We start from the raw sequence: 24,329 nt of genomic DNA, 5'->3' as shown, positions 1-24,329 counted from the left end.
ACAGACCGTCATGGCACGCTTCTTCATTGATAGACCGATTTTTGCATGGGTCCTGGCCATCGTGGTCATGTTGGCAGGCACCCTGTCCATCCTGACATTACCGATTGCGCAGTACCCCAGCATTGCCCCGCCTGCCATCGCCATCACCGCGAGCTATCCGGGCGCCTCCGCCAAAACCCTCGAAGACACCGTCACCCAGGTCATCGAACAGAAGATGAAGGGGCTAGACCACCTGAGCTACATGGCGTCCACGAGCGAATCGACGGGCCAAGTCACGATCACGCTCACGTTCGACAATGGCACCGACCCGGACACCGCGCAGGTCCAGGTCCAGAACAAGCTCTCGCTCGCCACCCCCTTGCTGCCGCAAGAGGTTCAGCAGCAGGGCATCACCGTGACAAAGTCGGCCACGAACTTTCTTAACGTACTGGCCTTTACGTCCGAAGACGGCAGCATGACCGACTCTGACTTGTCCGACTATGTCGCGGCCAACGTGCAGGAAGCGATCAGCCGGGTCCAGGGGGTAGGCGACACCACGCTGTTCGGGTCGCAGTACTCGATGCGCGTATGGCTTGACCCCAACAAACTCACCAGTTTCAGCCTTACCCCGCTGGACGTCAGCACCGCCATCAAAGCTCAGAACGCACAGGTCTCGGCGGGCCAGCTAGGCGCCCTGCCCGCGGTCAGCAACCAACAGATCAACGCCACGATCACTGCGCAGACAAGACTGCGCACCGCAGCGCAATTCGAGGGCATCTTGCTGCGCACGCTATCGGATGGCGCGCAAGTGAGATTGCGCGATGTCGCCCGGATTGAGCTGGCCAGCGAAAGCTACAACACGACTGCGCGATACAACGGCAAGCCGGCCGCCGGCCTGGCCATCAAGCTCGCCCCTGGCGCCAACGCGCTGGATACGGTCAAGGCCATTGACGCCAGCGTGGCCGGACAAGAGAAGTTCTTTCCTCCCGGGATGAAGGTGCAAAAGGCGTATGACACGACGCCGTTCGTGCGGATTTCAATCGAAGAGGTCGTGCGAACCCTGATCGAAGCCATCGTGCTGGTGTTCCTGGTGATGTATCTGTTCTTGCAGAACTTTCGCGCCACCCTGATCCCGACAATTGCCGTGCCCGTGGTGCTGCTGGGCACGTTCGGCGTGCTGGCGGTATTTGGATACAGCATCAATACGTTGACCATGTTCGCCATGGTCTTGGCGATCGGACTCTTGGTGGACGATGCCATCGTGGTCGTCGAAAACGTCGAGCGGGTCATGAGCGAAGAGCACCTGTCGCCCAAAGACGCCACTCGAAAATCCATGGGACAGATTACCGGTGCGCTCGTCGGCGTCGCCATGGTTCTGGCCGCGGTGTTCCTGCCCATGGCGTTTTTCAGCGGCTCTACCGGCGTTATCTATCGGCAGTTCTCCATCACCATCATCGCGGCAATGACGCTGTCGGTATTGGTGGCAATGGTATTGACCCCGGCCTTGTGCGCCACGCTGCTAAAGCCGTTGGGCAAAGATCATGGCCTGGCCACCACCGGATTTTTCGGATGGTTCAATCGGACATTCGACCGGGGCAACAATGGCTACCAAGGGGTGGTCCGCCACATGCTGGGAAAAAGCCGGCGCTACATGGTCATCTATGCAGCATTGTTTGCGCTGGTCGTCGCGAGCTACATGAAATTGCCGGTCGGCTTCTTGCCAGACGAAGACCAGGGCACCTTGTTCGGCCTGGTGCAGTTGCAGCCAGGCGCCACCGCCACGCGCACCGACGAGGTTCTGCGCCAGGTCGAACAACACTTCCTGGTTGATCAAAAAGACACGGTAGCCGGCATGTTCGCCGTATCCGGGTTCAGCTTCGCCGGCAGCGGCCAGAATGTGGGATTCGCATTTATCAAACTGCGCCCATGGGACGAACGCACGGGTCCAGGGCAGACCGCCGCGGATGTCGCGGCTAAAGCGGGCGCTTTCTTCACCAGTATTCGCGATGCGAAGGTGTTTGCGTTCGCACCGCCCGCCGTATCGGAACTGGGCAACGCGACCGGCTTTGACCTCATGCTGCAAGACCGCGCCAACCTGGGGCATGACGTGCTGATGCAGGCGCGCAACCAGCTGCTGACGGAACTTTCCCAGGACAAGCGGCTGGTGGCAGTTCGCCCAAACGGACAGGATGATGCGCCTGAGTTCAGGCTGGAGATTGATCCGCACAAGGCGGAGACATTAGGCGTTTCCATCGACGACATCAACAACACGTTCTCGACCGCTTGGGGCAGTACCTATGTCAATGACTTTATCGACAAGGGCCGCGTCAAGAAAGTCATGCTGCAAGGCGATGCGCCCTTTCGCATGGCGCCCGAAGACATCGACCGCTGGTATGTGCGCAACAACACCGGCGCCATGATTGCCTTCAACTCGTTCTCAACGGCCAGTTGGGCGTCGGGTTCGCCAAGGCTGGAACGCTACAACGGCGTACCTTCCGTCGAAATACTAGGCATGGCAATGCCCGGTGCCGCATCCAGTGGGCAGGCCATGGCGATCGTTGAAGCAGCCGCGGCCAAACTACCATCGGGCATCGGCTATGAATGGACAGGCCTGTCGCGGCAAGAGAAGGCATCCAGCGGCCAAACCGGCGTCCTATATGGACTGGCAATACTGGTAGTTTTCCTGTGCCTGGCGGCACTATATGAAAGTTGGTCCATTCCGTTTTCAGTCATCCTCGCGGTTCCTCTTGGGGTGCTGGGAGCGCTGATGGGTGCCATCCTCACATGGAAGATGAACGATGTGTACTTCCAGGTGGGCTTGCTGACCACCATCGGGCTGGCATCGAAAAACGCAATCCTGATCGTGGAGTTCGCCAAGGAGCAGTACGAGGCAGGCAAGAGTTTGACGGAATCCGCGTTGGTGGCGGCAAGCATGCGCTTGCGTCCGATCCTGATGACGTCACTGGCCTTCATCCTCGGAGTGCTGCCACTGGTGCTGGGCAGTGGCGCGGGCGCAGGGGCACAACATGCCCTGGGCACGGCCGTGATCGGCGGGATGCTCTCGGGAACCATCTTGGCGATTTTCTATGTGCCCTTGTTCTTCGTGCTGGTCTGCGGGCTCATCAAGCGCAAGCCGAAACCTGACACCGCACTGCCTGCCCACGATTCCCAAGGCGTCTGACATGTCTCGTATTTTCATCGCCCCTGTCGTTCTCACACTGACATTGTTGTCCGCCGGCTGCAGCATGATGCCGGCTTATGAGCGACCCGCATCACCCGTGCCTGGAAATTTCTCCAACGCTGATGGCGACCAGCCCAATACGCCCGTGGCACAGGTCGGTTGGAGGCAAGTTTTTACTGACGCCCGACTTCAAAGCCTGATTGAACTTGCCTTGAAGAACAATCGGGACCTTCGAGTTGCGGCGCTCAACGTAGACAAGGCCCGAGCGCAGTATCGCGTACAGCGCGCCAACCTTGCTCCATCGATTGATGCCTCGGGTAGCGGCAACAGCAACCGCACGCCCGGAGATCTTTCCATGACCGGAACCCCGACCACATCCCATACATACAGCGCGACGCTCGGTTTCAGCTCCTACGAGCTCGATTTGTTTGGCCGCGTTCGCAGTCTGAACGAACAGGCGCTGGAGACCTATCTATCGACCGAGGAGGCGCGTCGCAGCACGCATATCAGCTTGATTGCCGAAGTCGCGACAGCCTATCTGACACTGGCCGCCGACCAGGAGCTGCTCAGGCTGTCTCGCGACACGCTGGACAGCCAGGGCGCCAGTTACAAGCTGACCCAGCGCAGGTTCGATCTGGGCCTGGCAACAGCGTTGACGTTACGCCAGGCGCAAACCACAGTGGAAAGCGCGCGAGTGGAGATCGAAACCTATGTATCTCAAGTGGCGCAGGACCGTAACCTGCTGGGCATGCTCGTTGGTCATGACATACCCGATGAGCTCCTACCATCGGCCTTACCCCCGACTGCCAATGCCGATGCAAATGTGCTGGCCCATATTCCCGCTGGAGTGTCGTCGGATCTCCTGCAGCAGCGCCCAGACATCCTTGAAGCAGAGCGGACGCTACGTGCGGCCAACGCCAACATAGGCGCCGCCAGGGCTGCGTTCTTCCCTAGCATAAGCTTGACCGCCACGGCGGGCAGCAGCAGCGCAAGCTTGTCCAATCTATTCAAAAGCGGGTCAGGCAGTTGGACCTTTATTCCGCAGATTTCAATTCCGATCTTCGACGGTGGGGCCAACCGTGCAAACCTGGACATCGCCCAGATCAGCCGCGACATCAACGTTGCTCAATACGAGAAGTCCATTCAGACGGCATTCCGAGAGGTGTCTGATGCGCTGATCGAACGCGAGACACTGGTTCGCCGTTTACAGGCTCAGGAAGCACTGACTGATGCAACGGCACAAAGCTATCGACTGTCTACTGTGCGCTACGACCGAGGCGTTGCAAGCTACCTGGACGTACTCGACTCACAACGCTCGCTCTACGCCGCGCAAAAGACGCTGATCACGACGCGCCTTTCGCGTTTCACCAATCAAGTGACGTTTTATAAGGTGATGGGAGGCGGCTGGTACGAAGACTCCAGGCAAGACTAGGTGGGGCGAGTGCAACCCGGCGAGCTGACCATGAGCGATATCTCGCTCCTGGTCGGTTACATCACCTTGACAATCTGCGGTGGACTCCAAGTGCCTTTCCCGGGAGGCAGGATGGAAGGCGCCTCAGTCGTCGGCCAGTAGAGGCGCATTACCAAGTACATGAGATCGTCCGGTGCCGGCAGCCAGTTATTCTCCTTATCCGCGCCGGGGGACGTTTTCTGGAGGTACAGCGTCAGCGAGCCATCCGCGTTTTTCGTCATGTTCGAGAGCATCGGCGAGTTAATGAGGTAGCGACCAATCGAATTCTCGATCAGCAACTGCGTCTTGCCGTCGTACATGGTCACCGACCAGAAAGCATTGACCGGCGGCAGTTGTCCGTCGCGAAAGGTAATGGTGTAGTTGTGTTTACTACCGTCAAGCGGTTCGCCATCGGGCAAGGTCGTGGTCAGCGGGTACGTAGCTTCCTCAGCATCGTTGGCATATATGCCCGCCTGCGCCACTGCGGCCCGCTTCAGCCAGTCTCCGTGGTAGAAGGCACTGTCGCCGCCGGCCCCCACGATGTTCCAGCCGTTGACCTTCGTGCCTAGATTCTTGATCGCATTTTCGACCTTGGCGTGCCCATCCTGCATGCCTTGAACAACGGCGCTCTTTTGCTCAGCGGACAGCTCCTCGAAGCTGAACTTCTTGTCTTCGCCAATGCCCAGGCGAGCAAGCTTCGCACGGATTGCCACTTCGTCCGGCGCGGCCGGGCTCAATTGCAAGGCGAAATCCAGGTACGTAAAAAATTCGGTCTTTGCCAGATCGGTGTTGATTTTTGGAAAATCGATCGCGGGCACGGCAGGAGGTGCCGGCTGCTTGAGATAGGTAGAAAGCGGCTGTGCTTTATAGCCCGACTGGATAGCGACGACGTTGGGCATGTCGGCCGGGTTGAACAGTTGGGTCCGAAAGACCGCGAACGGAAGCTGCGTTGCGGAACGAAAAACCTTCCTGACACCTGGTGGAATGGCGCCCTTCCAATTGGGGCCAGCGATCATGTAGTCGCCGGCCTCGTCCCCGGTGGAACGGCTTCCGATGTAGCCGAAATTGTAGGTGCTGCCGTCAATAAGCTGAACCGAGTAGTACCGAGGCTTTGTCACCGCCGGTACCGATAACACGATCGGCTCGCTGCGCAAGTCCATGAACATCATGGAATACGGCGTGTCGCTGTTTGGCGAGATGATGGCGGTGTCTTTGTAGTTGGCGACATGGTGCAAGCTCCGAATCTGGTTGAACGGTGCCTTGTACTGGCTCGAGTTCTTGTCGACGGCGTACTCGTACATGATCGCGTAGTTCATCACAATAGGAAGACCGTAGATGTACCCTTCCTCTGCGATTGCCCGCGTTTCGGAGGGGCTGATTTCCGCGCAGGCATAGGACGATGTGAAGGACGCAATCACCAGCATCGCGTGACAAAGTGCTTTCGGTAGTTTGGTGTCCATGAAGCTCTATTCCGTTTATTAAATTTAATAGTGGATCGGCTCAGCACTGACCTTTAGAAGCGGATAGTCAAGCCAGCCATTGGGCCGTGAAGCACAGCATCGAACTTAAAGCCGCCGGCACTGTAATCCACGCCCAAGGCTCGGTAGCCAACAGTCGCCGAGAAGCTCTTGCTGATGTTGTATCCAATGCCGATTCCAACATCCCAGTCCGCATTCGCGCCGCCCGCGCCTACCAGCCCCCATCCCGCCGCATACAGCTTTGTAGTGAAAACGTAGCGTCCCCGCACTCCTGCCACGGCATCCACCCATGTGGCGCCATCGCTGCTTTTCCTGTCATCCCCGCGTGCGCCCTTCAGCGTGATGTCGGTGTCCACGGACCAAACGCGCAAACCCGCCACGACGTCAAGGCTGTGAGGTGACTGATCAAGGACCGAATACCCTGCGCCCAGCAGACCGGTGAATGTCTTGCTGTGGACGTCCGCACTGGTCGCCACGACATCACGGGGCGTGTCGCCCTGAGCGCCGACCTTTGCATAAATCAGATCGCCGAAAAAGCTGTACCGGCCCTTACGTGCGTCGCCGCTCAGCATCGCCGCGAAATCCAGGTTATCCAGGATCTGATCGAAGCTCGTGTCTACATCGATGACCGGTAGACGTCGGTGAGACACCTTTCCAGAAAGCGCCGGCGCCCAGACATAGGGCGTGACTGAAAACTCCCATTCGCTTGAATACCGAACGTCGGGCACTGACGCAGCAACCTGGTCGGCGCCGAAACCGGATCCGGCGTAGAAGAGGCCGCCTGCCAGACATCCAATTATGTGCTTTATCATCGCCCCGCCTCGGCCCGCGCACGAGCCAGTCATCTAACCGCTGGGTTTCGGGAATCGATCAGGTATGCGGTGAAAACGTTCAGATCTCCAATACCCGTCTCATGGTGACCATTGACCGGCGGCGTATTCGGCAGCGAGGCTCGAAGCAGCCACTGGCTACGGGATATAGGAAACGGTTGTGCATAGCGCAACCAAGACTGATTAGCGTGCTGGCCCGTTTGTTTTTTCCTGCCAACATAGTGGTTCTGGGGCGACGCCTGCCGGGACAGTGGGGCTGACTCTCGCGGTTAGATTACTGCGAATTTAACGATATCACTTCAGTTTTTTTCGCTCATGCGCGTGTAAAAACGTATCGCGATTTTCTGCGCCAGCATCGAATTGAACCGATGATCCGAAAGGTAGTGCGATTATCCCGGTCCGGCCTGCTCAGGCGACTCGCCCTGCCCGCGTCTTCAGCCGTATATCCCGATTGACAGCTCTTTAAAGAAGGTGAAAATACATCCGCTCAAGGGCGAGAAAATGCTTGCTCTTGAACTCCAGTACGTATGCCAAAGTGAACCCGTATGCCTGAGCGCCGCGCGGTTTGAAGCTTCGTGCGGTCGACTTATTTATCTTTCAGCGGAGCGTTGAAGATGACGACCAAACGAACATTTTCGTCGGGCGCAGCGGCCCTTTTTGTCGCCGCCGCGGTTTTCTCTACTGCCTCGATAGCGCAGGAACCGCGCAAGCCAAACATCATTCTGATCGTGTCGGACGACACGGGATACGGAGACCTTGGCCCCTATGGCGGCGGTGTGGGGCGCGGAATGCCCACTCCTAATATCGACCGGCTTGCCAAAGAGGGGATGACCTTCTTCTCTTTCTATGCCCAACCCAGCTGCACGCCAGGACGAGCTGCCATGCAAACCGGCCGCATCCCCAATCGCAGCGGCATGACGACGGTGGCGTTCCAAGGACAAGGCGGCGGCTTGCCCAAGGAAGAATGGACGTTGGCGTCAGTCCTGAAAACGGGCGGCTACAAGACCTTTTTCAGCGGGAAATGGCACCTGGGCGAAGCGGACTACTCGCTGCCAAATGCCCAAGGCTACGACGAGATGAAATACGCCGGCTTGTACCATCTCAACGCCTATACCTATGCGGATCCAACCTGGTTCCCGGATATGGATCCTGAACTGCGCGCGATGTTCCAGAAGGTGACACGCGGTGCCCTGTCGGGTAACGCGGGCGAAACCGCGCGAGAGGAATTCAAGATCAATGGTCAGTACGTCGATACGCCCGTCGTGAACGGCAAGGAAGGCGTGGTCGGTATCCCCTTCTTCGACCGCTACGTCGAAAAGGCCTCGCTCGAGTACCTGGACCGCAACGCTAAATCCGAGCAGCCGTTCTTCATGAACATTAATTTCATGAAGGTCCACCAGCCAAATATGCCGGACCCTGATTACAAGGGTAAGTCGATGTCCAAGAGCAAGTATGCAGATTCGGTCGTCGAGCTGGATGCGAGAATTGGGCGGATCATGGATAAGGTTCGGGAGTTAGGCCTGGACAAGAACACGCTGGTCTTCTACACGACGGACAATGGCGCTTGGCAGGACGTCTACCCCGATGCGGGCTACACCCCCTTCCGCGGCACCAAGGGCACGGTTCGAGAAGGCGGCAATCGCGTTCCCGCCATCGCTTGGATGCCGGGCAAGATTGCGCCCGCCTCGACGGACCACAACATCTTGGGTGGCCTTGACCTGATGGCGACCTTCGCATCAATGGCGGGCATCAAACTGCCCGTTAATGATCGCGCGGACAAACCCATTGTGTTCGATAGCTACGACATGTCGCCGGTGCTGTTCGGCACGGGTAAATCTGAACGCAAGTCGTGGTTCTATTTCACGGAAAACGAGTTGTCGCCGGGGGCCATTCGCGTGGGCAATTACAAGGCCGTATTCAACCTGAGGGGCGACAACGGCGTGAAGACGGGCGGACTGGCCGTCGACACCAACCTGGGCTGGAAGGGTGCCGAGTCCTATGTCGCGGCCGTTCCGCAGGTCTTTGACTTGTGGGCGGACCCACAGGAGCGCTACGACATCTTCATGAGCAACGTCACGGAACGAACCTGGACGATAGTGTCGATGAACGCAGCCGCCGCCGACCTCATGAAGACGTATGTGAAGTACCCCCCTCGCAAGGCGCAAAGCGAGGTCTATGACGGGCCGATCACCTTGTCGCAGTACGAACGCTTCCAGCACATACGGGACGGCTTGGCCAAGGAAGGCTTCGCTCTGCCAATGCCTTCGGGGAACTAGGGCGGCGTTTTCATTGCGTGGACCGGGTCGGCCGCAGGCCATCCGATCCTTCCACGCAACCAGCCAGCCCTGCCAAACGCCAGTCTGTCAGATCCGCTTTTTCTGTTTGATATCGGTGACCGCGATGGCAAAACATGGACAACGTAAGTCACGTCTGGCCACCGCATGGGTGCTGGTCGGGATCGCGCTCGGCGTCCCCTCAGGCACCACCTACGTGCTTCTAAGCGACGAGGGGCAGCCGCAGCCGGTAAAGGTGGTGCTGGGCGACGGCAAGAACGGACCCGCGGGCATGGCCTGGGTACCGGCGCGCGAATTCCTGATGGGCAGCAGCCACAAGCTTGCGCAACCCAATGAAATGCCAGCACACAAAGTGTCTGTCAGCGGCTTCTGGATGGACGTGAACGACGTGACGAACGCGCAGTTCCGCCGCTTCGTTGAAGCCACGGGCTACGTGACGACGGCCGAGCAAAAGCCGAAATGGGAAGATCTGAAGGTGCAGTTGCCGCCCGGCACGCCGCGCCCTGACGACAGCCTGCTGGTGCCTGGCGCGATGGTGTTCGTCGGCACGGAGTCCGAGGTGTCGCTGCGCGATTACTCACGCTGGTGGCGCTACGTGGCGGGTGCAAGCTGGCGGCATCCGCAAGGGCCGGACAGCTCGCTCACCGGCAAGGACGACCATCCCGTCGTGCAGGTCTCGTATGAGGACGCGAAGGCCTACGCGAAATGGGCCGGCAAACGCCTGCCCACCGAAGCGGAATGGGAAATGGCGGCGCGCGGCGGCCTCGAGCAAGCCACCTATGCCTGGGGCGAGGAACTGTTGCCGCAGGGCAAGACGATGGCCAACATCTGGGATGCCCGGCAGAAGCAGCCCTTCCCGGTCGTCAAGGACGAAATAGTGCAGGTCGGCACCATGCCGGTGGGCAGCTTCTCGCCCAACGGCTACGGGCTGTACGACATGGCGGGTAACGTCTGGCAGTGGACCTCCGACTGGTATCGCGCCGACGCCTTCAAGATACAGGCGCAGTACCGCCGGCCTGCGGCAGATCCGGCGGGGCCAGCCGACAGCTTCGATCCCGACGATGGCCAGGTACCCGGCAACGCACCTAAGCGCGTAACGCGTGGGGGGTCATTCCTGTGCAGTGACACCTACTGCATCAGTTATCGCACCAGCGCCCGCCGGGGTAACGACCCCATGAACGCCATGTCTCATCTGGGCTTTCGCACGGTGATGGCACCAGAACAGTGGAAGCTTGCCCGGCAAACCAGGAATGGCGTCGCTAGCCGATGAATCCATCTCGCGGCCGAGTCGGCGCCATGTTTACCAACGTTTGCCTTATATGGGGAGGGCAATGGTCGTTTAAGTCATTGCAGAGGACAACAAATAGGAGAATTCCATGTTTAGTACTGTGCCTTTCTTGCGTCGTGTCAGTATCGCAACCGCGCTGAGCTGTGCCGCAGTCTTGCAATTTTCGGGCTGCACGACCACTACCGCTTCCAAATCTTCCACATCGACCACTTCCGAAACGCGCCAATCGCTGAATAGCGCTGCCGACGCAACACTTAGCAGGCTTTATCAAGCGTCTCCCCAGTCCAAGGACCTGGTGGCACGCGCCAGAGGCGTGCTCGTCTTTCCCGATGTGCTCAGCGGCAGCTTCATTGTCGGCGCCGAGCACGGCAACGGCGTTCTGCGTGTGGGTGGCACGGAGGCCGGCTATTACAGCACCACGGCAGGCTCCATCGGCTTCCAGGCCGGTGCACAGTCGAAAGCAATGGTTTTGCTGTTCATGACAGATGAATCACTGAGCAAGTTCCGTAAAAGTAGCGGCTGGACGGTCGGCGCGGACGCCACCGTTGCCGTCGTCAATGTCGGCGCAAATGGGCGCATTGACACGGACACGGCGCAGAAGCCAATCGTCGGCTTTGTGATGAACAACGGAGGCCTCATGGCGGGTGTGTCACTGGAGGGCACAAAGATATCGAAGCTGGCTCCGTGATTTGCTCCGGTTGCGAAGAACGCTGCGGGTGATTCTCGCGGCGTTCTTCTTCAACGGGATGAATGGAACAATGGTGTCAGACTGAGCCATCGACCGATGCCCGCGGCGGCCACGGCGGCGAATGCCGCTACAGTGGCGCCTACGACCGCAACGCTAGCGACATCCCACCATGCAATACTTGCTCCGCCGAGCATGGCGCCTAGAGCGATGCCGCCGTTGGCGGCGGAGACATTGATTGTTCCGGCTAACGCCTGGGCCTGCGGAGCCGACTTCATTACACGAATCTGGCAGACGGGATAGAGGGCGGTATTCGCAATGCCCCACACGCCCAAGGCGACTGCCAATCCGATATGCTGCGCTGCCAACAGCACAGTGGCCAGCATGCCAATTGCCAACACGGCGCTGAACATTGCGGTGGTCGCCAGTGGCTTGCGGTCCACCCACAGCCCGCCCAACCAGTTACCTAAGAGCCCAACGGCACCGAAGCCCATCAGCCACCACCCCAGGTCCGCAGAAGGCACACGCGCGACCTTTTCAAGCAGGGCGGCCAAGTAGGTGTAGCCCGTGAACATTGCCGTGAAAACGGCGACCGATAGCAACACGTTGGCCACGAAGGCGGGATCACGAAGGATGCGCGCCTGTTGGGCAAGACCGATCCGCTTGCCCGCGGCCAATGCGGGCATAGAGAACTGCAGGAGTACGGCAGTCAGCGCGGACATGATTGCCAGCGCCCAAAAAGCGCCTCGCCAGCCGACCGCATCACCCGCGACAGTGCCCAGAGGAATACCCAGCAGCATGGCCGCCGATATGCCCAGGTAGACCGTGGAGACGGCTTTGCCCGCCCGTTCCGGTCCGGCCAATTGCGCAGCGGTTTCACTGGCCGTACCCCAGAACACGGGCAGCGCAAGCGCGGGCACGATGCGTGCGATGGCCAAGACCCAGAAGTTCGGAGCCAGTGCTGCGACGGCGTTCGATACGGCGAAAATGACGAGCACCGCCATGAACATGCGTTTGCGCTCAATGTGGGCAAGCCATGCCGTCAAGGGCGGCCCGAAAAGCATCACGACGACCGCGAATAGCGTAACCAACTGCCCTGCCCGGGCGACGGAGATCGACAGGTCGCGGGCCAAAGAGGGCAACAGGCCGACCATCAAGAACTCGGTCGTGACGATCACGAAGGCTGCGATCGCGAGGATGTAAGTGGATACCGTGCCAGCTTGGGCGGCGCCATCTGGTCGTTGCAAGCGCGTGGAAGAAGGAGAGGACATAGTCAGCAATGAGAATCTTCAAACCCATAGCTTATTGATTCCTCAATTTCCCATGTTGGATAAATATTCCGCCGATTTCATCCATTTATTCCTTAATCAGATGCGCAGCTTAGCGCCGAGATGGCTAAGTAACGCACCCACCTTGGGCAGTAACTGCCGGCTGCGCTGCCATTGAAGATACAGAGGCAGGCCATCTATCGCCAAGGACGGTAGAACTTCCACTAACGCGCCCCTGGCCAGACGATCTTCAATGAGCCATGTGGAAAGCTGGGCCACACCAAATCCCTGGACCACGGCTTCGACCCACGATTCGGCGCTGCCCACTTCCAGTCTTGCCGCAGGATGGCAGTGTTCGACGGGAGCTTCACCCCGTCGGATGAACCAAGGGCTGGGCGTGCCGTCGGGACGCCGGTACAGCACGGCATCCAGATGGTCCAAGGATTCAACATCGTCCGCGATGTCACCTACCCTTTCAAGGTAGCTCGGCGCGCAGCAGAAGATGCGCTGCTCCCGGCCCAAGAAGCGGTATCCAACGGAACCAGGCCAGGTCTCGCCGCCGCCGATGCGCACCGCCACATCAACGCCATCCTCCACCAGATCGACGAACCGGTCGGTGAAGGAGATCTGCGGCTGAATGCCGGGATAAGCCCTCATGAATTCGAAAAGCACAGGCATGACGTGCAGGCGGCCGTAGGTAGCCGGCACGTCAAGGCGCAACTTTCCAACGGGCACCATGTCTTCGGCTTTCAGCACATGCTCGGCTTCTTCGAGTTCGCCGAGGACGCGCTGGCAAGTCCTATAGAAGGCCTGCCCGGCATCGGTCAGTGAGAGGCGGCGGGTGGTGCGCTCAAACAGCCGCACCCCTAACCTGGACTCCAGGCGTGCAACAGCCTTGCCCACGGCAGAGTTCGTCAAGCTAAGGCGTTCAGCCGCGGCAGTGAAGCTGCCGGCATCCGCCACGGACACAAAGACGTCGATGCCTTTCAGGCGTTCAGATGAGTACATGATTTGCGGAAATCTATTCCATAAATGGCATAAATATAATCCGCACCCGCCTGATAATTTCCTAGACCCACCTGCGGCGCTCGATACAGGGGTGGCACGCCACTTGCTACATCTCTGCATGCACTGAGAGTGTGGAAATGGCTATCAAAGGCTTCTATGCGTTAGTTAAGCAAACGGTGACGAACTGGCTGGACGACTATGCACCCAGCATGGGCGCCGCCATCGCGTTCTACACGGTTTTCTCGCTGGCGCCACTTCTTATTATCGTGATCGGTATCGCGGGGTTTTTTTGGGGCCACGAAGCCGCGCAGGGGCAGTTGTTGGAGCAAGTCAGCGCCTTGGTCGGCGCAGAGGGTGGCAAGGCGGTGGAAAGTGTCGTATTGGGTGCGCAAGAACCCGCGCAGGGCATCGCAGCCACGGTCATCAGCGTCGTGGTGCTGATGGTCGGGGCGACGACAGTATTTTCGGAACTACAAAGCGCGCTGGACCGCATCTGGAAGGTCAACGCCAAGAAGCAGTCCGGCATTTGGGCCCTGATCCGCGCGCGGCTGCTTTCCTTTGGCCTGATTTTGACATTGGCGTTTTTATTGCTCGTCTCGCTTGTCGTCAGCACGGTGCTGGCCGCATTGGGCAGTTGGCTGGGCGGCGGCATCCCGGGCTGGGGGATGCTTCTGCAACTGGTCAACGAGGCAATTACCCTGGGCATACTCACCCTGCTTTTTGGGATGATCTACCGATTTATGCCCCAAGTCTCAGTCGCGTGGCGAGACGTTTGGACCGGGGCGTTCGTCACCGCCGTTATGTTCGAAATCGGGAAGTTCTTGATCGGCCTGTACATGGCCAAGGCGTCCGTCGCCTCGTCGTACGCGGCGGCGGGGTCGCTGGTGATCGTGCTGATCTGGGTTTATTACGCGGCCCAGGTGTTTCTGCTGGGCGCGGAATTTACCCGCGTTTATGCCGAAGCGCATGGATCGCGCAGAGAACGCAGTTAAAGATTCAAATTCGCAGGCGGGTCGGCGGGCGTGCGAAGATCGAATCAGCTAGGATATGCGGCCCTACTGCTGCGCAAACACGCCACTCATCATGGGCCGCGTCATTCCCATGTGCTGAAGGCGGGGCGTATACACAAAGAATCCGCATGCATCGCCGTTTCCCAAATGCCCTGTTGGTCGCCCTTATTATCAGCGTCGGCACTTTTAGCGCTGCGACGTACGCTCAGGCCCCAACGCCGCCAAGGATGCAGTCTGGAAACGGACACCCCTACGAGATCCCCGATAGCGAGGTATGGGACGTGCCCGATCCCATTTCCAAACGCGGCTACCAGGTCTTCGTCGCATTGCCGCCATCCTATGGCACGCAGCCACAGCGGCGCTTCCCCGTTCTGTATGCGACCGACGCCGACTACGCTTTCCCGATCATCCGCCAGCTAGCGCGCCGCCTGAATGTTGAAGGTCCCCAGATCGAAGAGTTCATTCTGGTCGGCCTGTCTTATGGAAAAGGCGAGAATGGCGGGATCAGCCGCCAGCGTGATTACACGCCGACACCGAACGGCCCAAGTACTGCACCACCCAATGCCATCCATGGTCAGGCGCAGGCCTATCAAAAGTACCTGCGCGATCAGGTAAAGCCCTTCATCAACGGTCACTACCGGACGGCCCCTGCCAAAGCAATATTTCTGGGCCACTCCTACGGCGCATTGCTTGGGACGCAAATCCTTTTCACTGAACCTGGCCTGTTCAGCAGCTATATCCTGGGCAGTCCGTCTCTCTGGTACGACAAGCGACATGCCTTGAAGCTCGAAGCGAGCTATGCCAAGCAAAACCAGGATCTGAGTGCGAATGTCTATCTTTATGTCGGCGCCTATGAGGCCTTGCGCAAGGGTGATCGACGCTATAACCAGACCGTGGACATGGTTGCCGACAACCGGGCGTTGGAAGCGGCGCTGCAAAGCAGGAAGTACCCAAGCCTGAAACTGAAGTCAGTGGTCTTGAACGACGAGGATCATCTTACCGTCGCACCACGAGGCTTCATGCAGGCGCTGAAATATCTACTGCCGGCGCGCTGATCCATCACGTAGAGGGCGGCCCTTCACCGTGGGTGCGGTGCGTCCCGCAGACCCAGGGCCTGGTCAAAAAAAGACGAAAGCAAGCGGCTATCACGGCGTTCTTTCAGGCAATAGAGATAGGTTTCCGTGCGTACCGGGTCGCCGTGAATGCGTATCAGGCGAAACCGCGCATCCGGGATGAACTCGGCCTCCGACACCGTGCCCAGGCCCAGCCCCCGCGCCACGGCTTCGCGCAGCGCTTCACGGCTGCCGACTTCCATGACGGGGCGTGGCCGCACATTGGCTTGCTCCAGGACAGCCTCCAGGGCGGCGCGTGTGGTCGATCCGGCTTCCCGTTGCAACAAGGGCGCATCCTGCAGGGCTGACAGCGGCACGCTGTCGAACCGCGCCAGAGGATGGGACACGGGCGCAAACAGGATGACGGCATGGCTGGCGTAATGCTCGGCGCTCAGGCCCGGTTCGTCGCGCGCGCCAGCCAGCACCGCAATGTCGGTCACGTAGTTCGTGAGGTCCGCGAGAACCTCGGCGGAATTGCCCACTCGTATCGACATGTCCACGCCTGGGTAAAGACGGTGGTAGGCGTCCACCATTTCAATGACATGAAACGGGCCCACCGCGCCAATACGCAGTTTGCCGGTATTGAGCTTGCCCGCATCATGCAGCAGGTTGAAGGCGTCCAATTCCAAGGCGCCCAATTGCTGGGCCACCGGCAGCAGCGCCAGCCCGACCTGCGTCAGTTGCGCGCCGCGTCCACGGCGATGGAACAGTTCCACGCCATGCTGCTTTTCCAGTGCCTGGATCTGCGTGGTCAAGGTGGGTTGCGCCAAGCCCAGCGCGCGGGCCCCGGCGCTGAAACTTCCGTGACGCGCGACAGCCAGAAAGGCGCGCAGGCGGGCAACCGACATATAGATTTCATCTATGGATGAGTGATGAAACGGATACTAAATCGATAATATGAAGGACATGTGACATCCCTAAGCTTCCTGGCATTCCCTTCCACCACGCCAGGATGCTTGCCATGAAAGCCCCCCTTCGCTTTACCGCCCGCCGTTCTTTCACCGCCGCCACCGCCGCGATCGCGCTTTGCCTCCTGGGCGCCACGGCCGCCCATGCGGCGCAAGACACACTCACTATCGGGCTGATCCCCGCCGAGGATTCGCAGGCGATGATCGAATCCAGCAAACAGGTGATCGAGCAGTTGCAGCAACAGACCGGCATGACAGTGAAGCCGTTCGTGGCAACCGACTACAACGGCATCATCGAAGCCCTGCGCGCCAAGAAGCTGGACGTTGCGTATCTGGGACCGTTCTCGTACGTGCTGGCGGCGTCCGTCGCCGATGTCGAGGCGTTCTCGGTCGCCGTGACCAAGAAGTCTGGCAAAAGCGCCTATAAAAGCCTGATCGTGGTGCGCAAGGACAGCGGCATCAACAGCGTGGAAGGCCTGAAGGGCCACACCTTTGCGTTTGTCGACCCCAGCTCGGCATCGGGCCATCTGTTCCCCAAGTCCGGGCTTGAGCAAGCCGGTTATGACCCCGCCAAGCTGTTCTCGCGCGTGGTGTTCTCGGGCTCGCATGATGCCAGCCTGCTGGCCGTGGCCAATAAAAAAGTTGACGCCGCCGCCGTCGCCGACCGCATCTACGCCAGTGCCATCGCGAAGGGCCAGCTGCGCCAGGATGAGTTGAGCGTCGTGTGGACGTCCAGCGATATCCCGGAATCGCCCATGGTCTGGCGCAAGGACCTGGACCCCGCCGTCAAGGAAAAGGTGGCGCGCGCGCTGGCCAACATCAAGGACGTGCCGTGGGGCGATCAAGGCATGCTCAACGGGTTCCAGCCGACCACCGACGCCGCCTACAACGTGGTTCGCGACACCGCCAAGGTGCTCAAGCTGGACCTGCGGAGCATGAAATGATCACGCTGCGCGGCCTGACCAAGCGCTACGGCGCCAACGACGTGCTGCGCGGCGTGGATCTGCAAGCGGACGCCGGCGAATTCCTGGTGATTCTGGGGCAATCCGGCGCGGGCAAGTCGACGCTGTTGCGCTGCATGAACCGCCTGGTCGAGGCGGACGCGGGCGAGATGACCGTGGCGGGTATCAACGCCATGGCCGACCGCGACACCCGTGCGCTGCGGCGCCAGGTGGCCATGATCTTCCAGCACCATGACGTGGTGCCGCGCCTGTCGGTATTGCGCAATGTGCTGACCGGGCGGCTGGGCGCCGTGCCGGTGCTGACGTCGGTGCTGCAATTGTTCAGCCGCGCCGACGTCGCGCTGGCGCAGGAATGCCTGGCGCGCGTGGACCTGGCGCACAAGGCGCAAGCCCGCACGGATTCCCTGTCGGGCGGCCAGCGCCAGCGAGTCGGCATTGCACGGGCGCTGGCGCAGCGGCCGCGCGTGATTCTGGCCGACGAACCCGTCGCCAGCCTGGACCCGAAGACGGCGCGGCTGGTCATGCGCTATCTGCACTGCGCCACGCGTGAGCTTGGCATCACCGTCGTCTGCAACCTGCACCAGGTCGATTACGCCAGGGAATTTGCCGACCGCATCGTGGGGCTGGCGCACGGCCGCGTGGTGTACGACGGCCTGCCCGGCGCCATGCAGGAAGCCGACCTTACCCGCATTTACCCCGGCGCCGAGCCCGTCGGCGGCGCGGCCCATGCCGGCGGCGACGCGCCGTTTTCCGCCGAAACGCTGCAAGCCGCGCATAAAGGAGCCTGAGATGGACGACAAGAAATACCTGTGGGTCGCGCCGTTGCCCACCAGCGTGAAGGGCTGGGCCGGGGTCCTGGCGGCGTTGGCGCTGACGATGGCGGCGCTGCAATGGAGCGCCCAAGGCGCGCAACTGAGCGCCGCCGAGCTGGCTGCCGGCATTCCGCAAATTGCCGACTTCCTGAGCAGGACCTTTCCCCCCGACTGGCGCATCCTGAATGCACTGACGGCGCCGGCCATCGAAACGGTGCAAATCGCTATCTGGGGCACCTTGCTGGGTGTGCTGGGCGCCCTGCCCGTGTCATTCCTGGCGGCGCGCAACCTGCACGTCAATCCGTGGTTGTATCGCGCCACGCGCCAGATGCTGAACGTTATCCGCAGTATCAACGAATTGATATTGGCGCTGGTCTTCGTCGCGGCGGTGGGGCTGGGCCCCTTCCCCGGCGTGCTGGCGCTGGCCGTGCATGGCGTAGGAATGCTGGGCAAATTCTTTGCCGAGAGCATCGAGGAAATCGACGACGGCCCGCTGCAAGCGCTGCGTTCCACCGGCGCGCGGCCGTTGCAGGTGATCGTCTTCGGCGTGCTGCCCCAGGTGATCACGGCATGGATCGCGGTGATTCTGTACCGCTTTGAAGTCAACCTGCGTTCCGCCACCGTGCTTGGCATGGTGGGCGCCGGCGGGTTGGGCTTTGAACTGGTCAGCAGCTTAAAGCTGTTCAAGTACCAGGAAACGGCGACCTGCATCGTTGTCATCACCGTCATGGTGATCGTAGCCGACCTGATTTCCAATCGCCTGCGGGTTGCGATCCGCGAGAACGGGCGTGGCTGAATCCCCATCATTTTTCAGAGACTGACATGTGGCACTTTCATAATCCCGTCGGCATCGACGCGGGCGACGGCGCGCTAGAGCGCCTGCCCCAGCGGCTGGGTTCGCGGCGCGCGATCCTGATTGCATTTCCCGAAGCGCGTGCGCTGGGCTTGTGCGACCGGATCCAGGCCATGCTGGGCCAACAGCTGGTGGCGATCGAGACCGACGTGCACCCCAATCCGGACGTCGCCTGGCTGGCGCCGATGTACGAACGCCTGTGGCGCGAGCACCCCAAGGTGGAATGCATCATCGCGCTGGGCGGGGGCAGCGTGATTGACTGCGCCAAGGCCATGCTGACGCGCACGCCGTCGGGCACCTTCGATGAGCTGCTGGCCTGCCTGTCCGGCAGCGCGGCGATGACCAGCCCGCCCGACCGCGCGCGCGCCTTGATCGCGCTGCCGACCACGGCCGGCACCGGCAGTGAAGTCACCCCGTGGGCCACGCTGTGGGACCAGAAGAAGAACCGCAAGTACTCCTTGCATCTGCCCTGGACCTGGCCCGAAGCGGCCTTGATCGACCCCACGCTGATGCTCAGCCTGCCGTATGGCGCCACGCTTGCAAGCGGCCTGGACGCGCTGTCGCATGCGCTGGAATCGCTATGGAACGTCCATCGCAATCCCGTCTCGGCCAGCCTGGCCGTGTCGGCCGCGCGGCAGGTGCTGGTTGCCTTGCCCCTGCTGATGCAAGATCTGTCCAGCAAGGCGCTGCGTTCACGCGTTGCCGTGGCCGCCACGCTGGCCGGCCTGGCGTTTTCCAACACCAAGACCGCGCTGGCGCATTCGTTGTCCTACGGACTGACGCTGGATCATGGCATCGCGCATGGCATTGCCTGCTCGTTCAGCCTGCCGCGTGTCATGCGGATGGCGTTTGGCAAAGATGCGGAACTGGACGCCCTGCTGCTGTCTATATTCGACGCGCGCGACGCCGACCATGCCACCCAGGTGTTGACGGCATTCCTTGAAGACCTGGGCGTCAGCACCGACCCCGCCACCTATGGCGTCGCGCCGGACCAGTGGGACAACCGCGTGGCCGATGCACTGCTGGGACCGCGCGGCCGCAATTTTGTCGGCGCGCGATGAGCCGCGCCGACTCTCCTTTTGCCGACTTCGGCACTTCTTCCCTTCTCAGGTTGTTGAACATGAATCAGGTTTCCACGCCCCAGGGCCAACCGCTGCCCGCGATCGAAGCGGTGATCTTTGACTGGGCCGGCACGCTGGTGGACTTCGGCTCGCTGGCGCCCACCCAGATCTTTGTCGACGCCTTTGCGACCTTCGGCGTACACATCACGCTGGAGCAGGCGCGCGGCCCCATGGGCTTGTCCAAGCGCGATCACATCCGCACGCTGCTTGCCGACCCGTCCATCCAGGCGCAATGGACCCAGACGTTCGGTCGCGCGTCAACGGACGAAGACATCGACGCGATCTATCAGCGTTTCATGCCGATGCAGATCGAAAAAGTGGCCGCGTACTCGCAGCCGATTCCGGGCGCGGTGCTGACGTTGCAGACCCTGCGCGAACAAGGCATCAAGATCGGGTCATGCTCTGGCTATCCGCGCCAGGTGCTGGACGTGCTGCTGCCGCACGCCGCGGTCGATGGCATCGCGCCGGACTGGGTAGTCGCCGGAGACGAACTGCCCGCGGGTGGCCGGCCCGGCCCCTTCATGGCGCTGGCCAACGTGCTAGCGTTGGGCGCGCAAGACGTGCGCCGTTGCATCAAGGTGGACGACACCACGCCGGGCATCGAGGAAGGGCGCAACGCCGGGATGTGGTGCGTGGGCTTGACGCTGTCCGGCAACGAGGTCGGATACTCGCAAGCCGAGCTTGCCGCCGCAGACCCCGTCCAGGTGCAGGCTCGCGTGGCGCATGCCGCCCGCCGCCTGACACAGGCCGGCGCACACTACGCCATCGACAGCGTGGCCGACCTGCCCGCCGTCATTGAACAGATCAGGCAACGTCTGGCGCGCGGCGAAACGCCCTGAGCCACGGCCAGAATCGAAAGGCGCCGGCGGGATGACTTCCCGTCGGCGCCTTTTTTTGTCCACGACATTTCGCCTGCGTCAGTGCGCCTCCGCGCGCGCGGCGTCGCAATGCCGTATCGCATCGAAGAACGACGCAATCAGCGGGCTCTCGCGGCGCTCACGCAAACAACACACGTGAATATGGGTCGAGACCACGTCGCCATCGATACGCACGGGCCGCAGGCGCGGATCGGGCACGTACTCGGATTCGGATACGGTGCCCACGCCCAGTCCGCGCACCACCGCCTCGCGCAGCGCCTCGCGGCTGCCGATTTCCATGGCCACTTCCACCGGCACATTGTGCTGCCGCAGCGCATCTTCCAGCGCCTTGCGCGTCGTGGAGCCGGGTTCGCGCATCAGCAAAGGCTGGGCCGATAATTCCTTCAACTGGATCGATCCGCGCTTGGCGAACGGATGGTCGATCCGCACAAACGCAATGACCGGATAGCGGGCATACGGCTGCATGTAGTAGCGCTCTTCCGGATAGCGGCTGGCCACCACCCCCACGTCGCAGACGTATTTATCCAGGTCGTCGAGCACCACTTCCGAGTTTCCCAGCGTGATCGACAGCGAGATCCGTGGATAGACCGCGTGATAGGCCTCGATCATTTCCGTGACATGGTAAGGCCCCACCGCGCCAACCTTCAGCGCCCCGCGTCGCAGCTTGCCGCTATCGTCCAGCATCAGCCGCATATCGGCTTCCAGCGACACCATGCGGCGCGCCAGCGGCAACATTTCAAGCCCCAACGCGGACAGTTCCACGCGCCTGCCCCGGCGGTGGAACAGTTCGGCGCCGTACTCCCGTTCGATCATCTGAATCTGGGAATTAAGCGTAGTGTGGCTTAGGCCCAGCACACGGGCGGCCGCCGTGAAGCCGCCGTGCTGGGCCACCATGATGAATGCGCGTATCTGATTAAGCGTCATGGATGGCGGGTCTCTGCTGGCCGTTGAATGTACGTTGGCCGCAATGATGCCGGACGCACATGACGCTTACACGACCCCCATGGCAGGATCGCTGGTACTGTCCTGGCCGGTTTCCATGCGGCCCGCAAAGCGGCGTTCGAAGTCATTGCCCATGGTGACGGTGAAGTCATACCAATTGTCCGATGCCTCTACCGACCAGCGCGGCTCGACCTGCATGCCCGGGTCGACGGTGTAGGTCCAGGGCCCGTCCGTGCGATACGCGTTGGCCTGCACGGTCACGGTCGCGGGCGCGGCGCCCATGTTCATGATGGTCAGCGACACGGCGCGGCCGCGTTCGTCGTAACACACGCGCACCTCGGGGTTCGGCCCGCCGCCCAGCGTGCTGATGTCGCCCTTGAAGCCGCGGTGGTATCCATTCGGCCCCAGCACCCACAGGCTGTAGCGGCCCGCATTGTCGACCGTTGCCTGCCACGAGTCCGAGATCATCCTGCGGCCTTCCACGGTGTAACGCCGCGGATATCGGGCCAGGTTCAGTTCGTCGTACACGTGAAACACGGTGCCCTGCGCGCCGGTGTTGCTGAACGTCAGCCAGACCTGCCCGCCGCTCATATCCACGTTGGCGCTGGTATGCAGGTGATAAGGCAATGCGCGCGACGGGCGCACCAGGCGCGCCTGCGTCGGCAAGGGCACCGTCCCCACGTCCGGCACGGGAACGGTGCCCGAGCTGACTTGCTGGGCCAGGGTGGCGTCGGCCTCGGCGCGCGTCGGCGCCGGAGTCAACAGGGGCTTGGCGGTATTGGGGTCCTTGAAGTTGAAGCAGGACATCAGGTCGCCAAAGACCGCGCGACGCCACGGGCTGATGTTCGGCTCGGCCACGCCGAAGCGTTGTTCCAGGAACCGCAGGACCGAGGTGTGATCGAACTGCTGCGAATTGACCCATCCGCCCACGCTCCAGGGCGATATCACCAGCGTGGGCAAGCGCGGGCCGGCACCAAATGGCCTGCCGTCGGGCGTGACCTTGCTGGTGTCTCCCGGCGGCGCGGGCATGGTGTAGTACTCCTTTTCGATGTCGACGGTTGACTTGCCCGACTGCGCGCCGTCGGCGTCGCGCCAAGGCGGCGCGGGCGGCGGCATGTGGTCAAAAAAGCAATCGTTCTCGTCGTAGTTCAGGATCAGAACCGTCTTGCTCCAGACATCGGGGTTGGCGGTCAAAGTTTCCAGCAGCTTCTCTACAAACCAGGCGCCCTGCCCCGGCACCGACATGCTGGGATGCTCGCTATAGGGGCCGGGCGCCACGATCCAGCTCACCTGCGGCAGCGTGCCCATGGCGATGTCGTCGGCAATCGCTTGAAGGTAGCCGCCGTCGGGCATCGTGTTGCCGTAGCCCTTGTACAAGGGCGACATCGCTTCCATGGACGCGGTATACGGCGCGGACGGCGAGCCCACGGCGGCCAGCCGCTCGTTGACGGCCCGATACGCAGCAAACGCCACAAGCTGGTTGTTGTTGCTGTTGTTGCCGGGCGTGTTGTAGACCTTCCAGCTGACGCCGGCGGCTTGCAGGCGTTCGGGGTAGGTCATCCAGTCCAGACCGTCTTGCGACGGGCCCAGGCCACCCCAATTTGCGTTGGTCACGCAGGCGTGATCGGTCACGTTGGCGCCGTTGGTGCCGCTCCACAAGAACATGCGGTTCGTGAAGGTGCCCGTGTTGATCGCCGTGTGATAGGCATCGCACACCGTGAAGGCATTGGCCAGCGACCAATGAAACGCCAGGTCGGATTGCTGCAGATAGCCCATCGCGACCTTGGTGTTCTTTGCGCGGGGCCACGCCGCCATGCGGCCGCCGTCCCAGGCCGCTTGCTGGTCAGCCCAATTGTGGGCGCCGCCCACGCGCAGCGCGTTGCCCTTGGTGGCGTCCAGGTAATAGGGCTGAACGGTTCCCGAGGCGCCTTGCTGAATCCAGACCGGCTGGCCGGACGCCATGGGTATCGTGAAGCGGTCGCTAAAGCCTCTTACGCCGGGCATCGTGCCGTAGTAGTGGTCGAACGACCGGTTTTCCTGCATCAGGATGATGACGTGTTCAACGTCGTTGATCGTGCCCGTGGCGTTGTTGGCCGGAATGGCCAGCGCGCGCTGGATGGCGGGAGGAAAGGGCCCAAGCGCGGCGGTGGCCGCGGCAGCGCGCAAGAAATTGCGGCGGTTCATGAGGGTCATGGTGATCGGGTTCCGTTCGATAGATAGGGGACGGCGGCGCCCACGCGCCGCCGCCGTGGACTCAAGGCGCGCAGTCC

19 protein-coding genes are annotated in these 24,329 nt (G+C 61.2%); 12 read left to right on the top strand and 7 right to left on the bottom strand.

The genetic code is table 11. The features are described from left to right. Nucleotides 1-10: 10 nt before the first annotated feature. On the top strand, nt 11-3,160 hold the full coding sequence (locus ACE039_RS28440; RefSeq protein WP_485824095.1) for an efflux RND transporter permease subunit: 3,150 nt from the start codon (nt 11-13) through the stop codon (nt 3,158-3,160). Nucleotide 3,161: 1 nt separating this feature from the next. Next, entirely contained in the window at nt 3,162-4,592 is a 1,431-nt protein-coding gene (adeC, locus tag ACE039_RS28435) for an AdeC/AdeK/OprM family multidrug efflux complex outer membrane factor (RefSeq protein WP_485823989.1), read from the top strand. Nucleotides 4,593-4,648: 56 nt separating this feature from the next. Here adeC and ACE039_RS28430 read toward each other — a convergent pair whose 3' ends face one another. Both ACE039_RS28430 and ACE039_RS28425 read right to left on the bottom strand, forming a co-directional pair. Then, nucleotides 4,649-6,070, bottom strand: coding sequence for a DUF1254 domain-containing protein (locus ACE039_RS28430; protein ID WP_485823988.1), 1,422 nt, complete (start codon nt 6,068-6,070; stop codon nt 4,649-4,651). A gap of 53 nt (nt 6,071-6,123) precedes the next feature. Beyond that, nucleotides 6,124-6,900: a hypothetical protein gene (locus ACE039_RS28425; protein WP_485823987.1), complete on the bottom strand. Its 777-nt coding sequence runs from the start codon at nt 6,898-6,900 to the stop codon at nt 6,124-6,126. A 632-nt stretch (nt 6,901-7,532) separates the two neighbouring features. Between ACE039_RS28425 and ACE039_RS28420 the strand changes: the two genes are divergently transcribed. The 3 genes from ACE039_RS28420 (at nt 7,533) to ACE039_RS28410 (ending at nt 11,188) form a co-directional block, all read left to right on the top strand. Then, nucleotides 7,533-9,194: an arylsulfatase gene (locus tag ACE039_RS28420; protein WP_448711921.1), complete on the top strand. Its 1,662-nt coding sequence runs from the start codon at nt 7,533-7,535 to the stop codon at nt 9,192-9,194. A gap of 124 nt (nt 9,195-9,318) precedes the next feature. Then, on the top strand, nt 9,319-10,482 hold the full coding sequence (locus tag ACE039_RS28415) for a formylglycine-generating enzyme family protein (RefSeq protein ID WP_485823986.1): 1,164 nt from the start codon (nt 9,319-9,321) through the stop codon (nt 10,480-10,482). Nucleotides 10,483-10,588: 106 nt separating this feature from the next. Then, the gene (locus tag ACE039_RS28410; protein ID WP_448711925.1) at nt 10,589-11,188 is read left to right on the top strand and encodes a BPSL1445 family SYLF domain-containing lipoprotein; all 600 of its coding nucleotides are present in this window, start codon (nt 10,589-10,591) and stop codon (nt 11,186-11,188) included. A gap of 50 nt (nt 11,189-11,238) precedes the next feature. Here the strand turns inward: ACE039_RS28410 and ACE039_RS28405 are convergent, their stop codons facing one another. Together ACE039_RS28405 and ACE039_RS28400 are read right to left on the bottom strand one after the other, a co-directional pair. Next, a complete protein-coding gene (locus tag ACE039_RS28405) occupies nt 11,239-12,456 on the bottom strand; it encodes an MFS transporter (protein ID WP_485823985.1) in 1,218 nt (405 codons plus the stop codon). Between the two features lie 96 nt (nt 12,457-12,552). Then, entirely contained in the window at nt 12,553-13,461 is a 909-nt protein-coding gene (locus ACE039_RS28400) for a LysR family transcriptional regulator (RefSeq protein ID WP_485823984.1), read from the bottom strand. 137 nt (nt 13,462-13,598) lie between these two features. Here ACE039_RS28400 and ACE039_RS28395 point away from each other — a divergent pair, with 137 nt between their 5' ends. Together ACE039_RS28395 and ACE039_RS28390 are read left to right on the top strand one after the other, a co-directional pair. Next, nucleotides 13,599-14,453: a YihY/virulence factor BrkB family protein gene (locus ACE039_RS28395; protein WP_448711929.1), complete on the top strand. Its 855-nt coding sequence runs from the start codon at nt 13,599-13,601 to the stop codon at nt 14,451-14,453. A gap of 146 nt (nt 14,454-14,599) precedes the next feature. After that, complete coding sequence (locus ACE039_RS28390; RefSeq protein WP_485823983.1) at nt 14,600-15,526, top strand: alpha/beta hydrolase; 927 nt, start codon at nt 14,600-14,602, stop codon at nt 15,524-15,526. 23 nt (nt 15,527-15,549) lie between these two features. On the opposite strand, the gene ACE039_RS28385 is transcribed toward ACE039_RS28390, so the two are convergent. After that, a complete protein-coding gene (locus tag ACE039_RS28385; RefSeq protein WP_485823982.1) occupies nt 15,550-16,431 on the bottom strand; it encodes a LysR substrate-binding domain-containing protein in 882 nt (293 codons plus the stop codon). A gap of 113 nt (nt 16,432-16,544) precedes the next feature. On the opposite strand from ACE039_RS28385, the gene phnD reads away from it, so the two are divergent. From phnD to phnX, 5 genes are read left to right on the top strand one after another with little or no spacing between them, the layout of a single operon-like run. Continuing rightward, nucleotides 16,545-17,435 (top strand): phosphonate ABC transporter substrate-binding protein, encoded by an 891-nt coding sequence (phnD, locus tag ACE039_RS28380; protein ID WP_448711935.1) that lies wholly within the window; start codon nt 16,545-16,547, stop codon nt 17,433-17,435. Then, entirely contained in the window at nt 17,432-18,241 is an 810-nt protein-coding gene (gene phnC / locus ACE039_RS28375) for a phosphonate ABC transporter ATP-binding protein (protein ID WP_485823981.1), read from the top strand. Before phnD ends, phnC begins: the two co-directional genes overlap by 4 nt. A 1-nt stretch (nt 18,242) precedes the next feature. Then, nucleotides 18,243-19,061: a phosphonate ABC transporter, permease protein PhnE gene (gene phnE, locus ACE039_RS28370; protein WP_485823980.1), complete on the top strand. Its 819-nt coding sequence runs from the start codon at nt 18,243-18,245 to the stop codon at nt 19,059-19,061. A gap of 26 nt (nt 19,062-19,087) precedes the next feature. Next, nucleotides 19,088-20,179 carry an iron-containing alcohol dehydrogenase PsrA gene (gene psrA / locus ACE039_RS28365; RefSeq protein WP_485823979.1) on the top strand — a complete coding sequence of 364 codons (1,092 nt, stop codon included), beginning with the start codon at nt 19,088-19,090 and terminating at the stop codon, nt 20,177-20,179. A 59-nt stretch (nt 20,180-20,238) separates the two neighbouring features. Then, a complete protein-coding gene (gene phnX, locus ACE039_RS28360; protein ID WP_485823978.1) occupies nt 20,239-21,078 on the top strand; it encodes a phosphonoacetaldehyde hydrolase in 840 nt (279 codons plus the stop codon). 78 nt (nt 21,079-21,156) lie between these two features. Here the strand turns inward: phnX and ACE039_RS28355 are convergent, their stop codons facing one another. Together ACE039_RS28355 and ACE039_RS28350 are read right to left on the bottom strand one after the other, a co-directional pair. Next, nucleotides 21,157-22,041, bottom strand: coding sequence for a LysR substrate-binding domain-containing protein (locus ACE039_RS28355; protein ID WP_485823977.1), 885 nt, complete (start codon nt 22,039-22,041; stop codon nt 21,157-21,159). Nucleotides 22,042-22,107: 66 nt separating this feature from the next. Further along, complete coding sequence (locus tag ACE039_RS28350; RefSeq protein ID WP_485823976.1) at nt 22,108-24,252, bottom strand: phosphocholine-specific phospholipase C; 2,145 nt, start codon at nt 24,250-24,252, stop codon at nt 22,108-22,110. Nucleotides 24,253-24,329: the final 77 nt, after the last annotated feature.

The organism is Achromobacter maghribensis (assembly GCF_057334215.1).
The sequence above is the reverse complement of the archived record's forward strand: the minus strand, read 5'-3'. Positions and strand labels throughout refer to the sequence as shown.